Source organism: Prescottella defluvii (genome assembly GCF_000738775.1).
Taxonomy (GTDB): Bacteria; Actinomycetota; Actinomycetes; order Mycobacteriales; family Mycobacteriaceae; genus Prescottella; species Prescottella defluvii.
Genome location: NZ_JPOC01000027.1, coordinates 1 through 16722 on the forward strand (window position 1 = coordinate 1; position 16722 = coordinate 16722).

Below are 16722 nucleotides of genomic sequence, written 5' to 3' on the forward strand. Positions count from 1 at the left end.
TCGTGGAGGGCAGCCCCGTTCGGTGTTCCGTGATCAGTTGACCTGAACCGGCGCCTCGGAGACTGCATCGACGGGAGCCGGTGCCGGTGCCGGTTCCGCCGCGGCCGGTGCGTTGGGCACCGTCGTGACCTGACCGGTGATCTCGTCGAAGATCATCGATCCGCGCTCGAAATCGCTGCGCATTCCGTTGGCCACCCGGTACTCGTCGCTGATCGGCAGGCCGATGTCGCTCAGCGGGCCGCCGGACGACTGCCACGACTTGAAGATCTCGCCGAGCATCGTCACCACCCCGCCCTGCGGTGAGGTGAAGATCGCGCCGTTCTGGAAGATCGCGTACAGCTGCCCGGTCGCGGTGGTGAGCAGGCCGGTGAGTGCGTCGCCGAGCATGCCGCGGTTGCCGCCCGTGGCCAGCCACTGCTGCGCGATCGGATTGGAGTCCGCGATCGACAGGATGCCGTTCACGACGGACGGAATGTGCTGCGCCAGGTCGAGCGAGTTGGTGCCGTTGCCGCCGTTGTTGTTGCCACCCGAGCTGGGCTTCGTGGGCGGCGGGCTGACGGTACCGCCGCCGCTGTTGCCGCCGTAGTTGGCTGCGGCGATGTCACGGATCTGGTCCATCTGGGCGTACGCGGCGCCGCCCGGGCACTCGGTGTAGCCGACGTCGCGGTGCGCGAAGATGATCGGCAGCTTCACGGCCGTCCCCAGCGGGTACTTCGTGAACGAGGTGCCCTCCGAGTACATCGTCGTCGTGCCCTTGGGGTTCAGGTTCGCGAGCTTGAGTCGCCAGCCCAGGTACTTGCCCACCGACTCGATCGTGGCCGCCGGAGCCGGCTGGTTCACGAAATTGCCCATCATCGCGATACCGACGGTGTTCTCGTTGAAGCCACCGGCATGCGCGCCCTGAACCGGGCGGTCGAGACCACCGAATCGTCCCTCGAAGATCTGGCCGAAGCGGTCGACGAGCACGTTGTAGCCGACATCGCACCAGCCCAGCGTCTGCGCGTGGTAGGCGTAGATGCCGCGCACGATGCCCGCCGACTGTTCCCGCGTGTAGTTGTTGTTCTCGGCCGTGTGGTGCACGGTCGCACCACCGGTGGAATCGTCGTAGGTCGTGCTGCCGCAGCGGATGTTCTCGTCCGCGCCCCACGCCTTGCGGGAGATCACGTTGATGCCGTTCACGGAGGTCGGCGTCGCGACGTCCGCGAGGTTCGAATCCTGCGGCCCGTTACCGGGATTGATGAGAACCGCGGCGATGTCGTCCGCGGTGACGGTCGCCGAGCGCAGTGGCTTGGCCACCGCAGCCGGAACGTAACCCAGCGGCTGCTGAGCCTCGTCCGCTGCGGCCGGTGCCGGTGCCGGCGCCGGGGGTGCGTCCGCCGGGGCCGGTGCCGCCGGCTCACCGGTGCCCGCCACATCTGCGGCGCCCGCGGGGTCCGCAGCGCCGGCTGCGTTCTGGGTGGGGGTCACGAGGATCTGCACCGCGTTCGTCTCGCCGACGAACACGGGATCGGTGCCCTGCCGGCCGGACTGCGACGCCATGTCGGCGCTGCCGCTCTCGATCACGTCGGGGGTGAACCACTCGCCCCACGACCCGTCGGACAGCTTCGCGCGCAGCTTCGTGACCGTCGACTCGAGGTTCGGCGCGGTGAGCGCGACCATCGAGAACGGCTCGTCCCGCGTGATCTCCTTGACCGTGGCGCCGAGCTGATCCGCCGGGATCGTCGTCGCGTCGGGAGTCGGTGCCGGCGCCGGTGCCGGTACGGCGATGTCGCCCGGGGCGTCCGGCGGGGTCAGCGACGGCAGTTCGAGTGAACCGCCGCCGGGCAGCGGGATCTCGGTCGGCAGTTGCAGATCCCGCAGGCGGATGTCCGGAAGGTCCAGCCCCGTGAGTTCCTTGAGGGGGATCACGATGTCGGGCACCGAGGCGAGGACGACCTCCGCGATCTGGGTCTCGATCGTGGGGTAGGAATCGCTGGCGGACAGGACATCCGACGGGTCGCTGTTCAGGGCCTGGACCGCGAACGGCGCGGCGACTGCCACCGCGGCGACTGCGGCCAGAACGATCGAGTTCTTCGGTCGACGGTGCGGCAAGGCGAATTCTCCTCGTGGTAGTGCGCGGGGTGTCTTCGTGCGCTGCGAGCGACCTCTCGGCCGGACCGATCCCGGTGGGGTCGGGGTTCGGACGCAATCCTGGGGGCTGCCCCGGGAAGAAGTCCACAGATCATCCGAGTATGTCTGCAACTTGTGATGCAGATGTTACTGATGTGATTGGTGTTACCTCAGTAGTTGCTGTTGCCAACACCAGTCACAGTTGCCACACTAGTCGCAACATCCATAACGCTCAACCTTAGCTTGAGCCTTTTTGGAGTGTGCAGGTCGGGCCGCTGCTTCGTTCCAGATCCACCGGCAGCTGCGACGTCGGCACGACCGTTTCCGGATCTCGCGCGATGATCCGGACCCTTCACCGATGAGGAGCGCAGTATGGCGATCCCCCGTCTTCGCAGAGCCGCGAACCGCGGCGTCCGCGTCCGTCGACGATTCGTGACCGGCCCCTCCCGGTCCCTCGGCAGGCTGACAGCCCTCGGGTTGGCTCCGGCTCTCGCGGTGGGAGCCGTGGTCGCGCTCACCGCCGTCGAGCGGAACTCGGAACCCGCGATCACGCAGGTGGTTGCCGCCGACACGCCGATCACGCTGACCGGCCACGGATTCGGGCACGGCCGCGGGATGGGCCAGTACGGCGCCTACGGCTACGCCAAGAACCACGGGTGGTCCGCGGAACGGATCGTGGGGCACTACTACGGCAACACCACCCTCGGCCGGGTCGACGACCCGTTCGTCACCGTGCGACTGCTCGACCGCGACGACAAACGCCTCGACGTCTACTCGCAGGCCGGCCTCAACGTCGCCGGCCGCTCCTTCGGACCCAATTCCGCCGCACACGTCACCCCGACGCCCGGCGGCATCGACGTCACCGTCACCGAGGGCTGCAGCGGCCGCGAGATCTGGCGCGGCTCCACCGGACACGCGTGGGTCGACCCGGTGAATCTCGGCGCGAATCGTCCCTCCAACGAGCACCTGCGACTGTGCGACGGCAACGTGCCGTATCGCGGCACGATGAACGTCACCCGGGACGGCAACGGCGCGTGGCGGACAGTGAACCGGGTGCTGATGGAGGAGTACCTCTACGGAGTCGTCCCGGCCGAGTCGGTGCCGTCGTGGGCCGACTCCGGCGGGCGGGAGGCGCTGCGCGCCCAGGCCATCGCGGCGCGCTCCTACGCCGCGGCCGAGCGTCGCTACGGCTACGCGAAGACCTGCGACACCCAGTCCTGCCAGGTGTATCGGGGTTCGTCCAACGAGGACCGGCGGACCACCGACGCGGTGAACTCGACCGCCGGCACCGTGCTCAAGCGCGGCAACCAGACCGTGGCGGCCGAGTTCTCGTCGTCGTCCGGTGGATTCACCGCCGGCGGCGTCTTCCCGGCCGTCGTCGACGACGGCGACATCGTGTCCCCGAACCGGAACTGGACCAAGACCGTCACGGCCGGCGCCATCGCGAACGCGTTCGGCGTCGGGGAACTGTTCTCGTTCGAGGTGATCGGCCGCAACGGACTCGGCGCCGACGGCGGACGCGTGACCCGGGTGAAGGTCGTGGGCTCGACCCGCACCGTCGAGGCGTCCGGCGACGACACCCGATGGAAGCTGGGACTGAAGTCGGACTGGTTCACCGTCGGCGGCAGTGGCGCACCGGGGCCGATCCCGGGCCTGCCGCTGCCGGAGCTGCCGCCGGGCTCGCTGGACCTGCTCGAGACGCTCCCGCTGCCGCCGCTGCCGCCGCTGCCGGAGATCACGCCGGGTTCGCTCGAGTCGCTCCCGTTGCCGCCGCTGCCTCCGCTCCCGCCGTTGCCGCCGCTCCCGGTCCTGCCGGGCTCGGCCGGGCCCCTGCCGATCGCGGACCCCGTGAACGTGGCGGACGTGGCAGCCGCGGCGGATGCTCCCGGCAGTGCCGACGTCGTGGATCCCGAGTCGCCGATCGACGTCAAGTACCGCGAACTCGGGGGCCCGGCCGGCAGTCTCGGCGCACCCACCGGTCCCGAACTGATGCTCCTCGACGAGTCGGGCAAGTTCCGCACCTACGCCGGCGGCACGATCGTGTGGACGCCGACGCTGGGCGCGCAGGTCGTCGACTCCAGCGTCGTCCTGCAGCAACTGCCGCCGGGCGGCGGGGAGATCGCGTCGGAGGGCACTCCCGAATAGCGACCCCTATATAGAAGGACGCCCGCAGTCGGCGTCGCCGGGAATCGGGCAGGAACCGGGGAACATCCCACGGGTCCTGCCCGATTTCCCGTTTCCGCTTGACCTTGACGTCACGTCAACCTGCACGCTGGGTGTACCGACGCACCGAGGAGGCGACGTGACCCGACCCGGAGAGTGGTCCATCCAGCAACTGGCGCGGATCACCGGAACCACGAGCCGGACACTGCGGCACTACGGCAGCCTCGGACTGCTCGAGCCGAGCCGGATCGGGGCCAACGGCTATCGGTTCTACGACCAGGCCGCGCTCGTGCGACTGCAGCGGATCCTGCTGCTGCGTGAACTGGGGCTGGGGCTGGCGGCGATCGCGGACCTGCTCGGCGGCGAGACCGATACGGTCACGGCGCTCGGCACCCACCTCGACCTGCTCGAGCAGGAACAGGCTCGGCTGCAACGCCTGATCGCGTCGGTGCGCACGACCCTGGACAAGACGAGGAGAGGCGAGCCACTGATGGCCGAGGAGATGTTCGACGGATTCGACCACACCCGATACAAGGACGAGGTGATCGAGCGGTGGGGTGAGGAGGCCTACCGCGGCAGCGACACGTGGTGGCGCTCACTGTCCACGGCCGACAAGGAGGGCTTCGAGCAGGCGCAACTCGACATCGCCGCCGACTACGGGCGCGCCCACGCGGCCGGTCTCGCACCCGACGGCCCCGAGGCCCAGGAGATCACCCGCCGGCACTACGAGTGGGTCGCGGCGGGCTGGCAGGGGCGTCGTCCCGGCGCCGACGAGTTCGCGGGCCTGGGGGAGATGTACGTGTCCGATCCCCGGTTCGCGCAGAACTACGACCGGCACGGCGAGGGCACCGCGGAGTTCGTTCGGGACGCCATGCTGGCGTTCGCGGCGGACCTGTAGCCGCCACACACCGTGCGCCTTTTCGGTGGTTCGCGCCACCGGAAAGGCGCACGGGCGACGGAGTCGCCTACCCTGTTTTTCGTGACTGCCCAAAACGCGCCCGCCCCGTCCGCAGGTCAGTACGACCTCATCGTCGTCGGATCCGGATTCTTCGGACTGACGATCGCCGAGAGGGCTGCGACGCAGCTGGGCAAGCGGGTGCTCGTCGTCGAGCGCCGCCACCACCTCGGCGGCAACGCGTACTCGGAGGCCGAGCCCGAAACCGGGATCGAAATCCACAAGTACGGCGCGCACCTGTTCCACACCTCGAACAAGCGGGTGTGGGACTACGTCACCCAGTTCACCGAGTTCACCGGCTACCAGCACCGCGTCTTCGCGATGCACAAGGGCCAGTCGTACCAGTTCCCGTTGGGCCTGGGCCTGGTGTCGCAGTTCTTCGGTCGCTACTTCTCGCCGAACGAGGCGCGTGCCCTCATCGCCGAGCAGGCCGCCGAGTTCGACTCCAAGGACGCGTCCAACCTCGAGGAGAAGGCGATCTCGCTGATCGGCCGCCCCCTGTACGAGGCGTTCGTCCGCGACTACACCGCCAAGCAGTGGCAGACGGACCCGAAGAACCTGCCCGCCGGCAACATCACCCGGCTGCCGGTGCGGTACACGTTCGACAACCGCTACTTCAACGACACCTACGAGGGTCTGCCCGTCGACGGCTACACCGCGTGGCTCGAGAACATGGCGAAGGACGACAAGATCGACGTCCGCCTCGACACCGACTGGTTCGACGTCCGCGACGACATCCGTGCCGCGAACCCCGACGCCCCGGTCGTGTACACCGGCCCGCTGGACCGCTACTTCGACTACGCCGACGGCGAGCTGGGCTGGCGCACCCTCGACTTCGAGACCGAGGTCCTGAGCGACTGCGGCGACTTCCAGGGCACCCCGGTGATGAACTACAACGACGCCGACGTCCCCTTCACCCGCATCCACGAGTTCCGCCACTTCCACCCGGAGCGGGACTACCCGAAGGACAAGACGGTCATCATGCGCGAGTTCTCGCGCTTCGCCGAGAGCGACGACGAGCCGTACTACCCGATCAACACCCCCGAGGACCGCGCCAAGCTCGAGGCCTACCGCGACCGCGCGAAGGCCGAGACGGCGAACGCGAAGGTCCTGTTCGGTGGGCGCCTGGGCACCTACCAGTACCTGGACATGCACATGGCGATCGCCAGCGCGCTGTCGATGTTCGACAACACGCTGCGCCCGCACCTCGAGTCCGGCGAGCAGTTGGCCGGAGACCTCGCGTGAGCGCGCTGCTGCAGCGGGTACTGCTCCCGCGCGCCGGTGAACCGCTCGACGTCCGCAGCCTCTACACCGAGGAGTCGACGACCAACGCGCACCGCGCGCACGCGACGTCACGCACGTCGCTGTCGATCGGCGCCGAGTCGGAGGTGTCGTTCTGCAGCTACTTCAACGCGTTCCCCGCGAGCTACTGGCGCCGCTGGACGGTCCTCGAGTCCGTCCTGCTGCGGCTCGAGCTGTCCGGGCACTGCCGCGTCGACGTGTACCGCTCCAAGGCGGACGGATCACGGATCCATGTGGAGGGCAAGGAGTTCCGCGAGGGGAGCCTCGAATTCCAGGTGGACCTGGGGCCGTTCGAGGACGGCGGCTGGGTCTGGTTCGACATCACCACCGACGCCGAGGTGGAACTGCGCAGCGCCGGTTGGTACGCGCCGGTCGACGCCCCCGGTGAGGGTCGCGTCGCCGTCGGCATCCCCACGTTCAACCGTCCGACCGACGCCGTGAAGGCGCTCACCGCGCTCGCCTCCGACCCCCTCGTCCTCGAGGTGATCGACGCCGTCATCATGCCCGACCAGGGCACCCGCAAGGTGCGCGACGAGCCGGGCTTCGCGGAGGCCGCCGCCATCCTCGGCGACAGGCTCACGATTCACGACCAGGGCAACCTCGGCGGCTCCGGCGGGTACAGCCGGATCATGTACGAGGCGCTGAAGACGACCGACAGTCCGTACATCCTCTTCATGGACGACGACATCGAGATCGAGCCGGACTCGGTCCTGCGCGCGCTCGCGATGTCCCGGTTCGCCAAGAGCCCCATGCTCGTCGGCGGTCAGATGCTCAACCTGCAGGAGCGCAGCCACCTGCACACGATGGGCGAGGTGATCGACCGCTCCGTCACGATGTGGACGGGTGCGCCGAACGCCGAGTACGACCACGACTTCTCGCAGTACCCGCTCAGTGACCGCGAGAACTCGAAGGACCTGCACCGTCGCATCGACGTCGACGGCAACGGCTGGTGGATGTGCATGATCCCCCGCGTCTGCGCGGAGGAGATCGGCCTCCCGATGCCGCTGTTCATCAAGTGGGACGACTGGGAGTACGCGCTGCGCGCCCAGCGCGCCGGCTACCCCACGGCCACCGTGCCCGGCATCGCGATCTGGCACATGGCGTGGAGCGACAAGGACGACGCCATCGACTGGCAGGCGTACTTCCACCTCCGCAACCGCCTCGTCGTCGCGGCGCTGCACATGCCCGACAGCATCAACGGGCTGGTGCTGAGCACGGTCAAGGCCACGATCAAGCACCTGCTGTGCCTCGAGTACTCCACCGTCGCGATCCAGAACCTGGCGATCGCGGACTTCCTCGCGGGGCCCCAGCACGTCGCCGACCTGCTGCCCACCGCGCTGGGTACCGTCCACGCGCTGCGCAAGGAATACCCCGACGCCGTGGTGCTGCCGTCCTCGACGAGCCTGCCGCTCCCGTCCCGCGAGGACGTCGGCAACGTCAGCCTCCCGACCAACAAGGTGGCCATCGCCACCCGCCTGGTCAAGGGTCTGGTGCACAACGTCAAGAAGTCCAAGCCCGAGCACCACGAGCAGCCGCAGCTGAACGTGCCGACGCTCGACGCGCGCTGGTTCCTGCTGTCGCAGGTGGACGGCGTCACCGTCACCACCGCCGACGGTCGCGGCGTCGTCTACCGCAAGCGTGACCCCAAGGTCGCGGCCCGACTGCTCAAGGAGTCGCTGCGCCTGCGCCGCGAACTCGCAGAGCGGTTCCCGGATGTCGCCCGCGAGTACCAGGCCGCCGCGCCTGAGCTGACCAGCAAGGAGAGGTGGGAGCGTGTCTTCGGCATCTGAGGTCCGGATCCTGCAGACCGTGCAGGCCACCATCGGGTCCAAGCCCCAGGTGATCCGCGCGGCGCGGGGCATGTCGCACTTCGGTGAGCACGCCCTGGGCTGGGTGGCCGTCGCCGCCGTCGGCGCGGCACTGGACAAGCCGCGTCGCCGCAGCTGGGCGGGCGTCGCGGTCGGCGCGGTCGGCGCGCACGCGGCGTCGATCGTCATCAAACGCGTCATCCGCCGGCCCCGGCCGAACGACCCGTCCGTGCAGATCAACGTGTCGACGCCCAGCAAACTGAGCTTCCCGTCGTCGCACGCGACGTCCACTACGGCGGCGGCAGTGCTGCTCGGTCGACTCACCGGGCTACCCTTGCCTGCGGTACTGGTCCCGCCGATGCTGCTCTCGCGCCTGGTTCTCGGGGTGCACTACCCGACCGACGTGCTCGCGGGGTCGGCACTCGGCGCCGTATCCGCAGCGGCTGTGCTGCGGGCCGAGCAGAAGTTTGGAGTGAAATGAGCGAGGAGCCGGCGGTCGTCACCGGACCCCCGAAGACGCTGGCCGGAGGCATCGTCAAGGCCGTCCGTCCGCGCCAGTGGGTCAAGAACGTGCTCGTGCTCGCGGCCCCGCTGGCCGCCGGGTCCGTCACGCAGGGCGACGTCCTGCTGCCGGTCGCGCTCGCGTTCGTCGTGTTCTGCATGGCCGCGTCGGGCATCTATCTCGTCAACGACGCGATGGACGTCGAGGCCGACCGGGCGCACCCCACCAAGCGGTTCCGTCCCATCGCGGCCGGCGTGCTGCCGGTCAACATGGCCTACGGAATGGCCGTCGTCCTTCTCTCCGGCGCGATCCTGCTGTCGTTCTTCGCGAACTGGCAGCTCGCGGTCGTCATGGCCGTGTACATCGGGATCCAGCTGGCGTACTGCTTCGGCCTCAAGCACCAGGCCGTCCTCGACATCTGCATCGTCTCGTCGGGCTTCCTGCTGCGCGCGATCGCCGGCGGTGTGGCCGCCGAGATCCCGCTGTCGCAGTGGTTCCTGCTGATCATGGCGTTCGGGTCGCTGTTCATGGCGGCCGGCAAGCGCTACGCCGAGCTGCAGTTGGCGGAGCGTACCGGCGCGAAGATCCGTAAGTCGCTCGAGTACTACACCGGCACCTACCTGCGGTTCGTGTGGACGCTGTCGGCGACGGCCGTCGTGCTCTGCTACGGACTGTGGGCGTTCGAGCAGGATCGTGCGAACGACACCAACCTGTTCGCGATCTCGATGGTTCCTTTCACGATCGCCATCCTGCGATACGCGGTGGACGTCGACGGTGGCGAGGCGGGCGAGCCCGAAGAGATCGCGCTCGGTGACCGAGTGCTCCAGTTCCTCGCGATTGCCTGGATCGGGGTAGTAGGTGTCGCTCTCTACCTCATCTGAGCCGACACGCACCACCGACGAACCCGCCGCGGATCGGAGCCGACAGGGCAACCGCATCCGTCGCGCCGTGTTCGTCGGTGGTGTCGTGGTGACGGCGTTCCTGTTCGCGTGGGGCGCGTGGCAGCGACGGTGGATCGCCGACGACGGGCTGATCGTGCTGCGCACGGTGCGGAACCTGCTCGCCGGCAACGGTCCGGTCTTCAACGCGGGCGAGCGGGTGGAGGCCAACACCAGCACGCTGTGGACGTACGTCGTGTACGCCTTCGGGTGGATCACGCAGGCCCGGCTCGAGTACGTCGTACTGTCGCTCGCGCTGGTGCTGTCCGTCGGTGCCGTCGTGCTGGCGATGGTCGCCGCGAGGCGTCTCTACATGCCGACGATCGCGGCGTCGGGCACCGTGACGGTGCTCCTGCCCGCCGGTGTCCTCGTCTACATCGCGCTGCCCCCGGCTCGGGACTTCGCGACCTCCGGTCTGGAAACGTGCCTGGTCCTCTTCTGGATCGCCCTGCTGGCGTTGCTGCTCGTGCGGTGGGCGCAGGCCGCCGATCCGTCCCGCTCCTCGGTCCTGACGCTGGCGTTCGTCGCCGGCCTGAGTCCGCTGGTGCGCCCCGAGATGGCGCTCCTCGGCGCCCTCGCCCTGCTCATGGTGCTGGTGGCGACCGAGATGGACTGGCGTTCGCGGATCGCGTTCGTCGTGGTCGCGGGCCTGGTGCCGGTGGGCTATCAGATCTGGCGGATGGGCTACTACGGCCTGCCGTACCCGAACACGGCGGTCACCAAGGAGGCCGGCGGTTCCGAATGGGCGCAGGGCTTCGCGTACCTCGGCAACCTCGTCGGCCCCTACCTGCTGTGGATTCCGCTCCTCCTGCTCGGTGTCGGTGCCGGGCTCGCCTGGTACCTGACCCGGTCCGCCGGGCGCGTCCCCGCCGCGACCACGGAACCCGCGCAGTCTCGGGTGCTCCGCGCTCGCCGGTGGATGCGCAGCACCCGTGGCGTCGTGTCCTTCATTCTGTTCGGCGGACTCCTCCTGGCGGCGTACGCCGTTCGCGTCGGCGGCGACTTCATGCACGGGCGGACCCTGCTGCCGGCCCTGTTCTGCCTGCTGTTGCCGGTGGCCGTCGTCCCGATCCGCGTGCCGCGGACGGGGGATCGGCGGTCGGTCGTCCTCGGTGCCGGATCGCTGGCGATCTGGCTGGGCGTCGTGGGGTGGGCGGCGTGGGCCGCCAGCCTCGGCGGCCTGCCGAACGGCACCGTGCTCGGCCGGAACGGAATCGTCGACGAGCGGGCGTTCTACTCGCTCGAGACCGGTCACGAACACCCGATCCGCGCCGAGGACTACCTGGACTTCCCGCGGGTCCGGGCGATCGCCTCGACGATCGCGGACACCCCGGACGGCGGCGTGCTGATCTCCTCCGGCGCTCACGACTTCATGTGGGTCGTGCCGCCTCCGCTGCCGATCCCTCCCGGCGGTGCCGGCCACACGGTGTTCTTCCCGATGCTCGGTATGGCCTCGATGAACGTCTCGCTGGACGTGCGCGTGGTCGACAACATCGGGTTGGCCAACCCCATCGCCGCGCACACCGATCGTCTCCCCGAGGGACGCATCGGCCACGACAAGGACCTGCCCCCGGACTGGATCGTCGCCGACGCCGGCATGGTCCCGGTGCATCCGTGGCTGCCGCCGTTCATCGACGAGCGCTGGGTGGCCGACGCCCGGACGGCGCTGACCTGCCCGCAGACCCAGGATCTGCTCACGTCGTACCGCTCGGAGCTCACGTGGGCCAGGTTCAAGCAGAACTTCCGGCGGTCCTTCGAGTTCGCCGACTACCGGATCGACCGCGTCCCGGCGTACGAGATCCAGAGGTGTGGGCTCGGAACTCCGACGTCGTGAGCGTTCACCCGGCCCGAACTGTCTCGTTTGTGTAACGTGCCGCCGTGGCGAATCGATCTCATTGCGAGTGACGAGCAACACACGAGTACCCCTCGTCGTTGCATTGCACGGCATTTGTGTCAACGCAAACCGTGACATAAAGTCCACCGAGCGCAGTGCGACTTGGATGAGGTCCACTACCGACCCGGTCGAGATCGGGCCGGTGAAAGCCTTGTTCCCCGACGGAATCCGATGGTGCTCACTCTGGCGAGCGGGCCCGCAGACGAAGACGAAGAGAGAGCAGTACCCATGCGTTTTGATCGACAGAGGTTGACCCGGCGCTTCAAACAGCGGGTGATGGCGCTCGGCGCCGCGGCCCTCGTGCTGCCCCTCGCCGCCGGAATCGCGGGTGGCGCTGTCGCGACTGCCGCTCCGGCCCGCGCCGTTGCCCCGGCGGGTGGATACGAAGAACTCTCGGTGCCTTCGTCGATGGGTCCCATCAAGGTGCAGGTCCAGTGGGCCGCGCGTGGTGGCGACGCCGCTCTCTATCTGCTCGACGGACTCCGCGCCCGTGACGACGCCAACGCGTGGAGCTTCGAGACCAACGCGTTCGACCAGTTCCGCGCCGACGACGTCACCCTGGTGCTGCCCGTCGGCGGCCAGTCCAGCTTCTACACGGACTGGTACGCGCCCAGCAACTTCAACGGGCAGGAGATCACCTACAAGTGGGAGACGTTCCTGACCGAGGAACTCCCCGCCTACCTGGCGACCCGCGGCGTCTCGCGCACCAACAACGCCGTCCTCGGACTGTCGATGGGCGGTTCGGCCGCACTGACGCTGGCCGCGTACCACCGGGACCAGTTCAAGTTCGCCGGATCGTTCTCCGGATACCTGCACATCTCGGCGCCGGGCATGCGTGAGGCCATCCGCATCGCGATGCTCGACGCCGGCCGCTTCAACGTCGATTCGATGTGGGGCCCGCCGTGGAGCCCCAGCTGGCTGCGCAACGACCCGTTCGTCTTCGCACCCAAGCTCAAGGGTCTGTCGATGTACATCTCGGCCGCGAGCGGTCTGCCCGGCAAGTACGACAACCCGAAGAAGCCGGTCGAGTACTACAACGCCGCGAACGCGATGGCGCTCGAAGCCCTGTCGCTGGCCAACACCCGCGCGTTCCAGCTCAAGCTCAACAAGCTGAAGATCCCCGCGACCTACAGCTTCCCGGCCAACGGCACCCACGCGTGGGGCTACTGGTCGGACGAGCTGTGGAAGTCTCGCACCCAGATCCTCGACGCGCTCGGCGCTCGGTGATCGAAACCATGATCTGAACCGACATGCCATTCCTCACGCCTCGGGCGCGGGGAATGGCATGTCGCATTTCGTCACGACGAATTCACTATTCCACCAGCGCGGCAACCCCACTTCGAAGGTCCTTCCGGGTAGTAAGGAAGCGATGTTCAGTCCCGGCGGGGGCGTCCGCCACGACGAAGGAGAGTTGTCCCGATGCGACTAGGTCTCGAGCGGCCACAGCGCCGCGACGTAGCCGGGGGAGGTTGGCGCAAGCGGGCGCTCGGCTTCGCCGCGGCCGCGCTGGTGCTGCCGATCGCGGCGGGTCTGACTTCGGGCGGCACCGCCGTCGCTCAGTCGATCGGTACCCCCGGTGCTCCCTCGACCATGCAGGCCGGCGCCCCGGGCACCGTCCAGCGCGTCGACTGGCTCACCGATCGTCGGGTCGCAGTGTGGGTGAACTCCCCGTCGATGGGTGTCCCGATCCAGGTGCAACTGCTGCTCGCACGGGACTGGAACGCCAAGCCGGACGCCAAGTTCCCCGCCGTCTACATGCTCGACGGCATGCGCGCGCGGGACGACGAGAACGGCTGGACCCTCGACACCGACGCCGAGGCGTTCTTCGCCGACAAGAACGTCAACGTGGTGCTGCCGATCGGTGGCAACTCGAGCTTCTACGCCGACTGGCTCGACCAGAACAACGGGCACAACTACCAGTGGGAGACGTTCCTCACCAAGGAACTTCCGCCGATCCTCGAGGGCCAGTGGCGGACCACGCAGACGCGTGGTGCCGTCGGCCTGTCGATGGGCGGCACGTCCGCGATGATGCTGGCGGCGCGTAACCAGGGCTTCTTCAAGTTCGCCGGTTCGCTGTCGGGCATCCTCGCGACCACGACGCTCGGTATGCCGCAGGCCATCTCGTTCGCGATCGCCGAGGCCGGCGGATTCGACTCCGACGCGATGTGGGGCAACCCCACCAACGACGCGTGGGCCGCGCACGATCCGTACCTGCTGGCCGACCAGCTCGAGGGCGTCAGCCTGTACATCTCGAGCGGCAGCGGAACGACGGGTCCCTACGACCAGCCGTCCGGCATCCCGGGCATCAGCACCAACTACGCGGGTATGGGTCTCGAGATCCTGTCGCGTCTGACGTCGCAGACGTTCACGACCAAGCTGCGCAAGCTGAACATCCCCGCCACCGTGAACTACCGCCCGTCGGGAACGCATTCGTGGCCGTACTGGGAGTTCGAGCTGCACCAGCTGTGGCCTCAGCTCGCCAACGCGCTCGGCGTCGAGGTCGACAAGCCGGCCTGCGGCCCGGGTGGTGGCATCGCGCCGGTCGCGAACGGCAACCCGTGGATCGGCGACTGCTTGACCGGTGAGTACTCGGTGCCCGGCGGTGTCGCGCAGGACTTCCGCTTCGGTCGGATCTTCCACTCGGGCAGCGGAACCTACCCCGTGGCGGGACGCATCGGCGGCACGTACCAGGGCACCGGCGGACCGGCCGGTGACCTCGGAATGCCGACGAGCCCCGAGGTCGTGCTCCCCGACGGCCGTGGCCGTCTGAACCACTTCCAGCACGGTTCGATCTACTGGACGCCGCAGACCGGCGCCCAGGCGGTGTCCGGCCCGATCCGGGATACCTGGTCCAAGCTGGGCTGGGAAACCGGCGCGCTGGGGTACCCCACGGCCGAGGCCGTGAGTATCCCGGGCAAGGACGGCCTGATCCAGAGCTTCGAAGGCGGAGCCGTCTACTGGACCCCGCAGACCGGCGCGAACGCGGTCCAGGGTCTGATCATGAAGAAGTACGGCGACCTGGGCTGGGAGAACGGCTGGCTCGGACTGCCCGTGACCAGCGAGGTCCCCGTCAAGGATGGCGGTCGCTTCAACCGGTTCCAGAACGGCAACATCTACTGGAGCCCCGCCAGCGGCGCCTGGTCGGTCAAGAACGGCCCGATCTTCGACGCCTGGAAGGGCGAGAACTACGAGAACGGTCGCCTCGGCTTCCCGATCAGTGATCAGTTCGACATCCCGGGCGGTGTCGAGCAGAACTTCCAGCACGGTGTCATCACCATCAAGGACGGCAAGGCAGCGATCCGCTGACCTTCGACTGCCCTTTGGCTGACCACTGACTGACCACGTGCGGGCGGTGACCGGATCGGACGATCCGGTCACCGCCCGCATTGCATCTGTAGCCTGTTTCAAGAGTCTGCACCGGTACGTACATCGATACGACCCATGTCAACGCAAGGACTGATAATGCACTTCTTACGCACTCGTTCCGCGGTGGCCCGCGCGGTGGCCGTCGGCGCCCTGACGCTCGCGACCGGCAGCCTGTTGGTCGCCTGCGGCGACGACGACTCGTCGGCGACCGGCAGCCCCACCACGACGTCGGCGTCCTCGACCACGTCGGCCAAGGCGCCCTCCGGTGGCAGCGCGTCGGCGACCCCGGAGGCCCCGGCTCAGACGCCGGCGCAGGGATCGGGTGGCGGTGCTACGGCGCCCGTCGAGGAGCCGCAGGCAGTCCCGAGCGGTTTCCCCGGCCCGACCGAGGTGCCGATCTCCTCGCGCGGTGAGGCGTTCCTCGCCGGGTTGGAGAAGGAGGGCATCACGCCCACCGCCGGCGGCATCATCGCGGTCTCGACGGCCGACTACATCTGTGCAGCCACCGAGCAGGGCAGCTCGCAGTCCGAGATCGCCACCTTCGTCACCGCCGCCGTCGGCAGCGAGGCGAGCGCGGCCGGTGAGGAGCTGACGCCGGAGCAGGCCGGGAAGAACGCCCAGGTCTACATCCGCGTGGCGCAGGCCGAATACTGCAGCAAGTAGCGGTCGATGAGTGTGAGCGGACGCGGGACGCGGAAGTCCGGGAAGAATCGGGGACGTAGGCGCTTCGGGATCGTCGCCATGGCGGCGCTCCTCGTGCTGGTCCTCGCAGTGCTGGCCGTCTGGTATCTGTTGGCGGGGCGGGTGCCCTCGCCGGTGCCCCCGACGCCTCCGGGACCGACGCCGCCCAGTGCGCAACCGGCCGACTGTCCGGATGTCCAGGTGATCTCGATTCCGGGTACGTGGGAGTCGAACGCCGCCGACGATCCGCACAACCCGACCGCGAATCCCGCGTCGCTCATGCTCAACGTCACCCGGCCGCTGCAGGAGCGCTTCTCGCCGCAGCGCGCCGACGTGTACACCGTCCCGTACGTCGCGCAGTTCTCCAATCCGATCGCGCTGCCGCCGGACGGTCAGGAGTCGTACAACAATTCCCGTGCCGCCGGTACCGAGGCCACGCTCGGCGTCATGGAGCGCCGGTACGCGGAGTGCCCCCTCACGACGTACGTGCTGGCCGGTTTCTCGCAGGGCGCGGTCATCGCGGGCGATGTGGCGGCGCGGATCGGGGCCGGGGACGGCCCGGTGCCCGCGGACCTCGTGCTGGGCGTCGGCCTCATCGCGGACGGCCGACGTGATCCGGCGACGGCACCCACCGTCGGGCCGCCGGTCTCCGGTGTCGGCGCCGAGCTGGCGCTCTCCGGGCTGAAACTGCCCGGAATCACGATGACCGGGCCGCGGCCCGGCGGGTTCGGTTCGCTGTCGGACCGAGCGGTGCAGATCTGTGCGCCGAGCGACGGAATCTGCGATGCCCCGGCCGAGGCGCTCAAGGTCGGAAACTGGCTCAGCAGTGCGTCACGACTCGGCGAGTACTACAACAATCCCGTTCACGCGCTGTACAACTCGTTCGTCGTCGACGGCAACGGGACCACCGCCACACAGTGGATCACGAACTGGGCGACAGAGAAGATCGAGGCCGCTCCGACGCCCGCACACGAGTAGCGGTTCGCACCCGGACGCATCGGGTG

12 protein-coding genes are annotated in these 16722 nt (G+C 68.6%); 11 read left to right on the top strand and 1 reads right to left on the bottom strand.

The window, feature by feature from the left end; translation table 11 throughout:
- Nucleotides 1-33 precede the first annotated feature (33 nt).
- The gene (locus IJ15_RS0110695; protein ID WP_031938331.1) at nt 34-2091 is read right to left on the bottom strand and encodes an N-acetylmuramoyl-L-alanine amidase; all 2058 of its coding nucleotides are present in this window, start codon (nt 2089-2091) and stop codon (nt 34-36) included.
- A gap of 390 nt (nt 2092-2481) precedes the next feature.
- On the opposite strand from IJ15_RS0110695, the gene IJ15_RS0110700 reads away from it, so the two are divergent.
- The 11 genes from IJ15_RS0110700 to IJ15_RS0110750 all read left to right on the top strand — a co-directional run bounded on the left by IJ15_RS0110700 (nt 2482) and on the right by IJ15_RS0110750 (nt 16696).
- Entirely contained in the window at nt 2482-4254 is a 1773-nt protein-coding gene (locus IJ15_RS0110700) for a SpoIID/LytB domain-containing protein (protein WP_051918759.1), read from the top strand.
- Between the two features lie 157 nt (nt 4255-4411).
- Nucleotides 4412-5170, top strand: a complete 759-nt coding sequence (locus IJ15_RS0110705; RefSeq protein ID WP_031938333.1) for a MerR family transcriptional regulator — start codon at nt 4412-4414, stop codon at nt 5168-5170.
- A gap of 81 nt (nt 5171-5251) precedes the next feature.
- Nucleotides 5252-6472: a UDP-galactopyranose mutase gene (glf, locus tag IJ15_RS0110710; RefSeq protein ID WP_031938334.1), complete on the top strand. Its 1221-nt coding sequence runs from the start codon at nt 5252-5254 to the stop codon at nt 6470-6472.
- Nucleotides 6469-8319 (top strand): glycosyltransferase, encoded by a 1851-nt coding sequence (locus tag IJ15_RS0110715; RefSeq protein ID WP_031938335.1) that lies wholly within the window; start codon nt 6469-6471, stop codon nt 8317-8319. Before glf ends, IJ15_RS0110715 begins: the two co-directional genes overlap by 4 nt.
- Nucleotides 8303-8818: a phosphatase PAP2 family protein gene (locus IJ15_RS0110720; protein WP_031938336.1), complete on the top strand. Its 516-nt coding sequence runs from the start codon at nt 8303-8305 to the stop codon at nt 8816-8818. The genes IJ15_RS0110715 and IJ15_RS0110720 overlap by 17 nt, the downstream gene beginning before the upstream one ends.
- Complete coding sequence (locus IJ15_RS0110725) at nt 8815-9720, top strand: decaprenyl-phosphate phosphoribosyltransferase (protein ID WP_031938337.1); 906 nt, start codon at nt 8815-8817, stop codon at nt 9718-9720. The genes IJ15_RS0110720 and IJ15_RS0110725 overlap by 4 nt, the downstream gene beginning before the upstream one ends.
- On the top strand, nt 9698-11611 hold the full coding sequence (gene zomB, locus IJ15_RS0110730; protein WP_031938338.1) for a flagellar motor control protein ZomB: 1914 nt from the start codon (nt 9698-9700) through the stop codon (nt 11609-11611). The genes IJ15_RS0110725 and zomB overlap by 23 nt, the downstream gene beginning before the upstream one ends.
- Nucleotides 11612-11899: 288 nt before the next feature.
- Nucleotides 11900-12898: an alpha/beta hydrolase gene (locus IJ15_RS0110735; RefSeq protein ID WP_031938339.1), complete on the top strand. Its 999-nt coding sequence runs from the start codon at nt 11900-11902 to the stop codon at nt 12896-12898.
- 192 nt (nt 12899-13090) lie between these two features.
- On the top strand, nt 13091-14977 hold the full coding sequence (locus IJ15_RS0110740; RefSeq protein ID WP_031938340.1) for an alpha/beta hydrolase-fold protein: 1887 nt from the start codon (nt 13091-13093) through the stop codon (nt 14975-14977).
- A 156-nt stretch (nt 14978-15133) separates the two neighbouring features.
- Nucleotides 15134-15700, top strand: coding sequence for a DUF732 domain-containing protein (locus IJ15_RS0110745; protein WP_031938341.1), 567 nt, complete (start codon nt 15134-15136; stop codon nt 15698-15700).
- A gap of 6 nt (nt 15701-15706) precedes the next feature.
- Nucleotides 15707-16696 carry a cutinase family protein gene (locus IJ15_RS0110750; protein ID WP_031938342.1) on the top strand — a complete coding sequence of 330 codons (990 nt, stop codon included), beginning with the start codon at nt 15707-15709 and terminating at the stop codon, nt 16694-16696.
- Nucleotides 16697-16722 lie beyond the last annotated feature (26 nt).

What these genes read in the sequence shown, in the direction of transcription:
- IJ15_RS0110725 (WP_031938337.1), top strand. Translation starts at nt 8,815, where the DNA reads ATGAGCGAGGAGCCGGCGGTCGTCACCGGACCCCCGAAGACGCTGGCC.
- IJ15_RS0110740 (WP_031938340.1), top strand. Translation starts at nt 13,091, where the DNA reads ATGCGACTAGGTCTCGAGCGGCCACAGCGCCGCGACGTAGCCGGGGGA.
- IJ15_RS0110750 (WP_031938342.1), top strand. Translation starts at nt 15,707, where the DNA reads ATGAGTGTGAGCGGACGCGGGACGCGGAAGTCCGGGAAGAATCGGGGA.
- IJ15_RS0110735 (WP_031938339.1), top strand. Translation starts at nt 11,900, where the DNA reads ATGCGTTTTGATCGACAGAGGTTGACCCGGCGCTTCAAACAGCGGGTG.
- IJ15_RS0110700 (WP_051918759.1), top strand. Translation starts at nt 2,482, where the DNA reads ATGGCGATCCCCCGTCTTCGCAGAGCCGCGAACCGCGGCGTCCGCGTC.
- IJ15_RS0110745 (WP_031938341.1), top strand. Translation starts at nt 15,134, where the DNA reads ATGCACTTCTTACGCACTCGTTCCGCGGTGGCCCGCGCGGTGGCCGTC.